A 9,100-nucleotide genomic window follows, 5' to 3' on the forward strand; every position below is an offset into this window, starting at 1 on the left:
AGGGCTCAATTGTGAGCCCTTTTGTCTATATGCATTGTATATCTACACTGTATATCTTTGATAAAAGTAGGATAATTTGATGAATGTGACTCTGTTAATCCCGGCTCGTTACGGTTCAAGCCGCTTCCCGGGCAAACCCTTAGCCCCGATTAACGGCAAGCCAATGATCCAACACGTGTATGAACGCGCGTCGTTAGCCAAAGGCCTCACCAATATTTACGTTGCTACCGATGATGATCGCATTAAAGCGGCTGTTGAAGGTTTTGGCGGCAAAGTAGTCATGACCAGCCCAGATGCAGCCTCGGGTACAGATCGTATCAATGATGCAATAAACCAACTGGGACTAAAAGATGACGACTTAGTGATCAACCTACAGGGCGATCAACCTCTTATTGACCCAACCTCTATCGAGCAAGTCATCAGCCTCTTCGAGCGTCACCCTGGTGAGTTTGAAATGGCCACCTTAGGCTTTGAAATCGTCAATAAAGCCGAGCTTGACGATCCTATGCATGTGAAGATGGTGTTCGATAACAACAACTACGCCTTGTATTTCTCTCGTTCGCGTATTCCTTTTGGCCGCGATACTCAAGATTACCCCGTTTATAAACACTTAGGTGTGTATGCTTATACACGCAAATTCGTACAGGCCTTCGCCGCCCTACCATTAGGTCGTCTAGAAGATCTGGAAAAACTCGAGCAATTACGTGCATTAGAGTACGGCCATAAGATCAAAATCGCCATTAGCGCCTTTGATTCTATTGAAGTTGATACGCCAGAAGACATTCGTAAATGTGAGCAACGTTTAGCGGTTGATTAATCGCCCGTTAGGTGTGCGCGAGTCAATTCGAAACAGGAGCTGAGTATGTCGACCTTAGAAGTCTGGATCATTATTATTTTGATCGTCGGTGTCATCGCCAGCAATCTTGCTGCGTTGAAGTACAGTGCTAAGTTCAAACTGCCGCAGTTCGGTCAACATGGTAAAGATAAGCAGATAAAGTCAGATACTGCCAAGCCTTCGGCAGCAGAGAATGATGCCGATGCGGCTTCAAGCAAGCCAAGTTCTGCGGACTCAGAACCCAAAAAAGCAGATCAAAGCAAAACTGAACCACCTAGAGGCTAAGCTCAATGGCGGCTTTTAAAAGTGAGTCTAAAGATGGCTCTTGAACACGCCTTTTAAAGACTGCGCTATAAACACTGAGCAATGACGTTCGCAAACATAGAAAAGGCGCCACAGGCGCCTTTTTTGTCTCTCAAATAACAAGCTAGTCAATGCCACTCATCAGCCTTAGGCTTTTTTCGCTGATGTGCGACTCAATGGCAGCTCCTCAAGGTGCGCCACTAAAAAGACTAAAAAGCGAAACAGGGATTTAATCTTAAGATCATGATTTTTATTGGGCTCAGCCGCGACTAACTTCTGCAGCGATTTGATTCTAGCGTAAGCATTCTCGACTAAAGCGTCGTTCTCTTTACCGACATATTTATTAAACTCGGCAAATTCACCAATAAATTTCAGTGTCACTTTACGGCGATTTAACGCAGTGAGTGCTGCGCCCTCTTTCAGTTTTGCCTCAAAAATACTGCATTCTAAACCGCTGGCGATCGCACTTTGCGACAAACCGCTGCTTAACGCATCGGCCAGAAAACCCAAATTGGCTTTTAACTCAAAGGCAATCGCCTGCTTACTGGCGCTCGATTGCTGCCAGCGACTGCGTTCCTTATCGAAAATATCGTATAGCTCTTTCCAAATGCTCATGCGCTTTGCCTACCTTGCACTGAATCGCTCCCTTCGTATATAGCACTCGACTTTTTTGAAATGCTAGCGTTGTTAATACTAACGTTTTTAATACTAGCGACTGAAAGTTATCATAAATTTAAGGTTTTCGGCATAGCGCTATGATAAATAATAAGTTAAATAATGAGTTAAATAATGGCCTAAAAGCACATTCACGCTAAAACTAAAATCTATATAAAAAAATGGCCCGAACGAGTCGAGCCAGAGTGCAAGTCATATTCACTGTGAGAGCCATGTGAAAGCGGCCTGAGTGAGAAACGAGTTCAGTACGAACTCATGACTAACTCATGACTAACTCACTCACGACCCATCTAATGGCATATAAAGTTAAAGCGCTTGCGATTTTTTCACGTTATTTTTCTCGGCGGCGAGTCGACGCTGCGCTTCTTTTTTCTCACGGCGCGCTTCAATCACTTGATTTACATCGCTACCGATATGCGCTTCGTTACGGGCTTTTGCCAGATTAACTTGGCGCTCACGCTCAACGAAACGTTTACGCTGCTCGTCAGAAATTTTATCGATACAATGTGGGCAACTGACACCTTGCACATAGGCAGGGCTCTGTTTTTCAGCTTCGGTGATTGGCATACGACAAGCATTACATTGATCGTATTGGCCTTTCTTCAAGTCATGGTTCACTGCAACGCGGTTATCGAATACGAAGCACTCGCCTTCCCACAGGCTTTCTTCCTCTTTCACTTCTTCGAGATATTTAAGAATACCACCTTCGAGATGATAGACCTCGTCAAAGCCTTGCTCTTTTAAATAAGCAGTTGATTTCTCACAGCGAATACCGCCAGTACAGAACATGGCGACCTTCTTATGTTTAGCAGGATCAAGATTCTGCTTCACATATTCAGGGAATTCTCTGAAGGTTTCAGTCACAGGATTAATGGCATTTTTGAAAGTGCCGATTTGCACTTCATAGTCGTTACGGGTGTCGACTAAAATCACGTCCGGATCAGAAATCAGCGCATTCCAATCTTGAGGCTTCACATAGGTGCCAACCACTTTAAGTGGGTCAATACCTTCAACGCCCATAGTCACGATTTCGTTTTTCAGTTTGACTTTAGTGCGGTAGAACGGCATTTCATCGTCAAATGATAACTTGTGAACGATATTATCTAGGCCATTTTGGCTATTAAGCCACACTAATAACGCTTCAATAGCTTCTTGAGTGCCAGCAACTGTGCCATTGATCCCTTCACTTGCGAGGAGCAGAGTGCCTTTGATCTCGGCCTGTTCCATCATAGCAAGCAATGGCGCTCGGATAGATTCAAAATGCGGTAACGACACGAATTTATATAACGCACATACGACAACTTTAGCCATAACACCCTCTTTGCTGGCTGGAACTTAATTTCCAGTGCATAAACAAATCAATCATCTGCAGCCTTGCTGCAGATCCCAAAAATAGCGCGGAATTCTACCTGAGTCACAGCAAGATAAACACAGATAAAATACAGGGTCTTTAATTCTTTACGCACAGTGGTGAGAAAAATCATTCTATGATGGCAAATTAAACAGAAATCCCAGTATGAAAGCGTTACCATCTGCGCCCTTTGAATATTGCATGATTGGCACGCAACATTTGCATTGGCATACTCGCGTCGTCAATAAACATGCTGACGTCAGCTTTAGTCGCATCAGCTTCCATCGCAATAGCGCCGTACAGTAGAGGAAATCCGAATGACGCTAGCCGTCTTATACACCTTCCGCCGTTGCCCCTATGCTATGCGAGCACGTTTGGGACTCTTATTAGCCCAATGCAATGTTGAAGTCCGTGAAATCACCCTTAAAGCCAAACCACCACAAATGCTAGCTGCCTCACCTAAGGGGACTGTGCCGGTATTAGTACTAGCAAACGGTGAGGTGATTGCCGAAAGTCTTGAGATCATGCGCTGGGCACTCACGCAAGCAGACCCCTTAGATCTATTGTGTCAGCAAAATCCTGCTATTGAAGATAAAATGGCACAGCTTATCACACAAAATGATCAACAATTTAAACCATGGCTTGACCGCTATAAATATGCCGACCGTTACCCTGAGCAAACGCAAGCTTATTATTATCAGCAGGCGAGTCATTTCCTCCTGCAACTTGAAACATGCTTAGGGCAACACCCCTTTTTAGTCGCCGATACACCTCGCCTTGCCGACTACGCAATCGTACCTTTTGTACGCCAATTTGCCGCAGTGGATCTTAAACGTGCACTTACTGATGATTTTCCGCGAGTCGCCGCTTGGCTAAATCGACTTATTTCGAGTGAAATATTTATTCGTGCGATGGAAAAATATGTGATCTGGGACGCTAGCCATTCTCCAATTTGCTTGTTAGGAGACGTGTAAGCCAATAAGATTTAAAGATTATTTTTATTTTATGTTATAGCCATCGGTAAAATATTCGAGTAAGGTATTTGCCACTAGGTAACTAATTTAGCTAATCGAAGCTAGACAATCTTCTCAAGAAAAGTAACCACGCCTAAAGACTCAAGGACGTGAATGATAGAACACAAGGATAAGACAGTTGGAAAATATGGATATTAATATCGTTATTATGCTTGGGGGCCTGGTGCTATTGCATTGTCTATTTGCCCTTCGGGCTTTCAAGAGTAAAGTGGATCTCAGCACCAACAAAAAGTGCTTATGGTGCCTACTGAGTCTGATACTCGGCCCTATGGGTTATTATGGTTTTCACGGTTTTATTCCCCTAGATAGAATTCTCAAAGACTAAACGGTAAAACTGAATACCTTCAAAAAGCTAGTCATCCAATTGATTTACTTATCAAATTAAGAAAAAAAATAGCGCAACCTTAAGCTGCGCTATTTTTACGACCCAGTTTAATCAAACAAGGCATGACAGTTAACTACAAATGACTGTGCAACAATACCGAGTCATCAGGAACTTTTTGGATCACAGGCGCTTGCCCTTCAGCCAAGGCTTGTTTATAGCTTTGATTCATTTTAAGGGCGAGATACAAATCTGGTCGGATCAAAATGCCGCCTTCCCCTGTCTGCATACCCGCTTGCTCAAACCAACTCAGCATCTGCCGTTTACGTCCCGCAAGCACTAAACGAACGCCACGTTTTTTAAGCAGTTGATGCAAATCAGCCAACATGGCCATCACACTTAAATCCAAATGGGTAAAACAAGGCACTGCATCAATAATGATGCAATCGACCGGCTCAGATTCCCGAATAAACTTTTCCAGTAAACGGCGCTTAAAATACGTCGCATTAAAGTAAGTTAACGGCGAATTAAAGCGATATATAAATACTCCTGGAACCGATTTAGCTTTACCCGATTCATCGACACTGCGGATAACGCCCTTATGATCTAAACCAAGCACTTGATCCGTAGGCCGCATCACAGTAGCGAGGAACTGGAATAAACCCAGTAATACAGCCAAGGTTATCCCAGGGATAACCCCAATAAACAACACAGAGAACAAGGTGATACAGGCAAGTAGAAAAGCAGACCTATCCCGCACTCGCAGATTCCACAGTGACTTTAAATCGATAAGCGAGATAGAGGCAATTACCAGCACCACACCTAAGGCGGCACTGGGGATAAACTTCAAAGGCGCAGTGAAAAATAGCGCCACAACACCAATCAATACCGCCGCAATGATAGACACTAACTGGCTCTTACCACCATTGGCATCATTAACCGCAGTGCGGGAATCCGCGCCGCTCACCGCAAAACCTTGAGATATGGCAGACGCTATATTGGCTATTCCTAACGCCCTGAACTCTTTATCGGCATCTATATCGTAACCGTTTTTTGCCGCAAAGCTTCGAGCCGTCAACATCATGCTCACAAAGCTCACCATGGCTAAGTTAAGCGCTGGTACCACAAGCTCACGGGCGATACCTAAATCAAATACAGGCGCTTGAAATGAAGGTAATCCTGAGGTCACTTCTCCGACGACGCTAATATCAAAGCTCGTAAGGTTAAACACCCAAACAAGGAAAGCCGCCATCGCCATTGCGCACATAGAAGCAGGCCATTGGGGGCGAAACCGTTTCACTAAGGCATAAGTCGCTAGCGTCACAATCCCCATAGTCAATGTCGGCCAATGGGTTTTGGATAAGTAAGAAGGCGCACCGCTGAGGCGCTCAATTAAATAGCGCTCATCGAAGGTAAAACCGAATATTTTTGAAAACTGTCCCACGATAATGGTAATTGCAACGCCATTAAGCAGCCCCATCAAAATCGGTTTTGATAGAAAATCGGCGAGAACCCCCAGCCTAAAGCGACTCGCAATCAAGCACCAAAAGCCTGTCATGGCCGTCATGGTCATCACTAACTGCCAGTGCTTCATACTATCCCCTGCAGCTAGGGGCGTGACAACCGCGGCGATAACAGCACAAGTCGCCGCATCTGGACCCACGATTAATTGTTTTGAGGTGCCAAATAGTGCGTATACCAACATTGGTAATACGCAGGAATACAAACCCACGGCAGCATTCACACCTGTGAGCTGGGCATAAGCAATCGCTACGGGTAATGCCACAGCGGCAACGGATAAGCCTGCGCGCACATCATCCCTAAGCCATTGCTTTTCATATTGTAATAATTGCGCCAATCCCGGCATAAACGAAATCAAACTAGGGAACTTCACTCGGCAACCTCCATATACACACTATCAAGATAAGCAACAAGTATAACTGAGACTGAAAATGTTCAGCTAAAAGGTCATTACCTAAAAAGCCATCAATAGTATGTTGGTTATGGCATAAAGCCAATCATTACGCGAGTGTCTTCCTCAGAATATTTATAGGCTTAGGCACTTAATTCAAGCCAAGCTAGCGTAATATCATAGGTAATGACACTAAGAGCAAGCTGCCCATAAACCAATTAAAATGGCGCTTACGTCTATCGGTATTGAGTTTCTTACTGATCGCTGCACCGACAAATACCCAAGTAAATGATGCAGGAAATCCCACTATGTTGAACATCAATACGCCAAGAAACGCACTCAACCAAAAGCCATCGCCACTTAATGTAAAAGCGCTACACAGGGTAATCGTCGACATCCAAGATTTAGGATTAATCCATTGAAATAATGCAGCTTCAATGAGCCTCATAGGTTTTCGTCCATCATCCAAATGCGTGCTCTGCACTGGCGACGTCACTAATTTGTACGCGAGATACAGCAAATACGCCAAAGCGAAATATTTCAATACTTGGTGCAATACCGGTAATGCTTCAAACAAAGTACCGAGGCCGAATAATACCGCAAGATGTAAAGAGGTCGAACCCAAGCGGATCCCTGCAATATGTGGCACGGTACGCAGCACACCAAAATGCGCTCCAGAGCTAGCTAAGAGAATATTGTTCGGTCCGGGAGTCATTGTCATCGTCGCGCAAAATAGCGCGGTCGAGGCCATTAAAGTCCATAATTGTGGATCATAAAGTAGTGCAGTATTCATATTCGCCTTAAATTGTATGCATACATTTGTTGACATAAAAAGATGCAATAAATAATATGCGCAGAATATTAGAGATCAATGGATTTATTGTCATGGGTACAATCTGGACACCAGACCTAACGACTTTTTCAGGCCCGAAATATCAGCGCTTAGTCAGTGCCATAGAACAAGGCATTTTGCAGAAGGTGTTAACCCAAGGTAGTAAACTGCCACCGCAGCGCCGTTTAGCCGATGCCTTAGGCATCACTATTGGCACTGTGACCCGCGCCTATGCATTGGCGGAACAAAGGGGTTACGTCGAAGCACGAGTGGGAGATGGCACCTATGTCAACGCCTCCCCTGTACCTGAAATGGGTAACGTACAATTGAATATGGCGACCTGTCAGCAGCCACTCACAGATCAAATCAGCACCCTAAGCGATTGCCTCAGCCAATTAGCGAAAGACCCCACTAAGTTGAGTCAGTTACTCGGTTATCGCGCCAGTCCATTAGATCAACACCAACAAGTGTTCCACCAATGGTTAAACCAACGCGGCATACAGCAAACGCCCGAGCAACTGGTCTTTACCCATGGCGGCCAGCAAGCCATTTTTGCCTGTTTGAGCGCATTTTTATCAACAGGCGATGTACTGTTACACGAGCAATACAGCTATCCAGGCGTGAGAATTTGTGCTAAACAGCTTGGTGTCACTAGCGTTGGAGTGCCCCTTACCCACGAAGGATTAGATCTGCCGCGCTTTGAAGCCCTATTACAGATCCACAACCCTAAATTAGTCTATCTCACGCTGAATAATCAAAACCCCACTTGCATTCAGTACAGTGAATCACAGCGGCAGAAAATCCTTGAATTATCAGAGCAATATCAATTCTATATCATTGAAGATGACGTGAATTATTGTTTACCTGAAGAATGGCATTCGCCCCTGTGGCAATTAGCAAAACAGCTGGTGATACCACGGGTGATTTATATTTCCAGCCTGTCAAAATTGTTTTCTGGCGGCTTAAGGCAAGGCTTTATTCTGGTTCCTGACCAACTAATCGCCCAAGTGCGACTCGCTATTCATAGCCAATGCTGGATGGTGTCGCCGCTGAATATTGAAATTGCCTGTCAGTTGATAAAGAAAGGTCATATTACTGCAGAACGAGATACGCTCGTACGTCAACGCCAAAGTCACTGTATCGCTATGGGCGAACGGCTGGGATTAACCCAAACTTGGCGAGGGTTAAACGGTTGGATACAACTGCCAGAAGATATCAAAGCCCATCATCTCGTTACCGCACTGGCCGCAAAAGGCATATTAGTCCGTAATGGTGATGACTTTAATTGCCATGACAATTTTATCCGCTTGAGCCTTGGTGGCGCCGAAAACGACACTCAATTTCAGCATGCAATTGAGTGTATCGAGGCAACGATTCACTCCCTCGTACAAAATGCCTATTCCGTGGTGTAAAGGCACTTAAAGACCATTAAGCTCAGCCAATTTTCATGCGCCATTTCAGATGAAGTTAATTCACACAAAATGGCGAATTTTGTAGAAAAGTGAATAAAAAAAGCGCCAGTAGCATGCATGCTACTGGCGCTGATGTTACTAACAAGCTTGATGAACTATCGGTGAGCCATTAGCTATAACTTACTAGGGTCTGTTGATCTTTGCTGTACAAATGTTGTTCAGCAATACATCGGCAGCCACATTAACATAAACGCCAGTGACACCATACTGGCGTAATTTCTTGCTAGCTTGTCATATCTTGTTGATATTGCTCGATAGTGCTTAATTCTTCCAAAAGCATTCTCCACTAAATGTCGATACCGATATAAGCACCAATCGACTCTTTCTTGAGGTGTATTCTTATAGCGGCGCCTTGGAATAACAG

At 44.5% G+C, this 9,100-nt stretch carries 11 protein-coding genes; 6 read left to right on the forward strand and 5 right to left on the reverse strand.

Features of this window, described 5'->3' with window-relative positions:
• Window positions 1–79 precede the first annotated feature (79 nt).
• Complete coding sequence (gene kdsB / locus L5M71_RS11055; protein WP_012197229.1) at window positions 80–817, forward strand: 8-amino-3,8-dideoxy-manno-octulosonate cytidylyltransferase KdsB; 738 nt, start codon at window positions 80–82, stop codon at window positions 815–817.
• 45 nt (window positions 818–862) lie between these two features.
• On the forward strand, window positions 863–1,120 hold the full coding sequence (locus L5M71_RS11060; protein WP_198573290.1) for a DUF2897 family protein: 258 nt from the start codon (window positions 863–865) through the stop codon (window positions 1,118–1,120).
• Window positions 1,121–1,285: 165 nt separating this feature from the next.
• On the opposite strand, the gene L5M71_RS11065 is transcribed toward L5M71_RS11060, so the two are convergent.
• Window positions 1,286–1,753, reverse strand: a complete 468-nt coding sequence (locus tag L5M71_RS11065; protein ID WP_263203503.1) for a hypothetical protein — start codon at window positions 1,751–1,753, stop codon at window positions 1,286–1,288.
• A 366-nt stretch (window positions 1,754–2,119) separates the two neighbouring features.
• On the reverse strand, window positions 2,120–3,124 hold the full coding sequence (locus tag L5M71_RS11070) for a rhodanese-related sulfurtransferase (protein WP_263206785.1): 1,005 nt from the start codon (window positions 3,122–3,124) through the stop codon (window positions 2,120–2,122).
• A gap of 205 nt (window positions 3,125–3,329) precedes the next feature.
• Here L5M71_RS11070 and L5M71_RS11075 point away from each other — a divergent pair, with 205 nt between their 5' ends.
• From L5M71_RS11075 to L5M71_RS11085, 3 genes are all read left to right on the forward strand, one after another.
• Entirely contained in the window at window positions 3,330–3,470 is a 141-nt protein-coding gene (locus L5M71_RS11075) for a hypothetical protein (protein ID WP_263206787.1), read from the forward strand.
• 11 nt (window positions 3,471–3,481) lie between these two features.
• A complete protein-coding gene (locus L5M71_RS11080) occupies window positions 3,482–4,138 on the forward strand; it encodes a glutathione S-transferase (RefSeq protein ID WP_263206789.1) in 657 nt (218 codons plus the stop codon).
• 187 nt (window positions 4,139–4,325) lie between these two features.
• Entirely contained in the window at window positions 4,326–4,523 is a 198-nt protein-coding gene (locus L5M71_RS11085; RefSeq protein ID WP_028760072.1) for a hypothetical protein, read from the forward strand.
• A gap of 133 nt (window positions 4,524–4,656) precedes the next feature.
• On the opposite strand, the gene L5M71_RS11090 is transcribed toward L5M71_RS11085, so the two are convergent.
• Both L5M71_RS11090 and L5M71_RS11095 read right to left on the reverse strand, forming a co-directional pair.
• A complete protein-coding gene (locus tag L5M71_RS11090) occupies window positions 4,657–6,414 on the reverse strand; it encodes a SulP family inorganic anion transporter (RefSeq protein WP_105252613.1) in 1,758 nt (585 codons plus the stop codon).
• A 184-nt stretch (window positions 6,415–6,598) separates the two neighbouring features.
• Window positions 6,599–7,225: a LysE family translocator gene (locus tag L5M71_RS11095; protein ID WP_263178400.1), complete on the reverse strand. Its 627-nt coding sequence runs from the start codon at window positions 7,223–7,225 to the stop codon at window positions 6,599–6,601.
• A gap of 92 nt (window positions 7,226–7,317) precedes the next feature.
• On the opposite strand from L5M71_RS11095, the gene L5M71_RS11100 reads away from it, so the two are divergent.
• On the forward strand, window positions 7,318–8,676 hold the full coding sequence (locus L5M71_RS11100) for a PLP-dependent aminotransferase family protein (protein ID WP_263206792.1): 1,359 nt from the start codon (window positions 7,318–7,320) through the stop codon (window positions 8,674–8,676).
• Window positions 8,677–8,894: 218 nt separating this feature from the next.
• Here the strand turns inward: L5M71_RS11100 and L5M71_RS11105 are convergent.
• Window positions 8,895–9,100 (reverse strand): transposase (locus tag L5M71_RS11105; protein WP_259574827.1); only part of this gene is annotated, 206 nt, incomplete at its 5' end.

Origin of the sequence: Shewanella sp. SW1 (assembly GCF_025653545.1) — a bacterium.
Classification (GTDB): Bacteria; Pseudomonadota; Gammaproteobacteria; order Enterobacterales; family Shewanellaceae; genus Shewanella; species Shewanella oncorhynchi.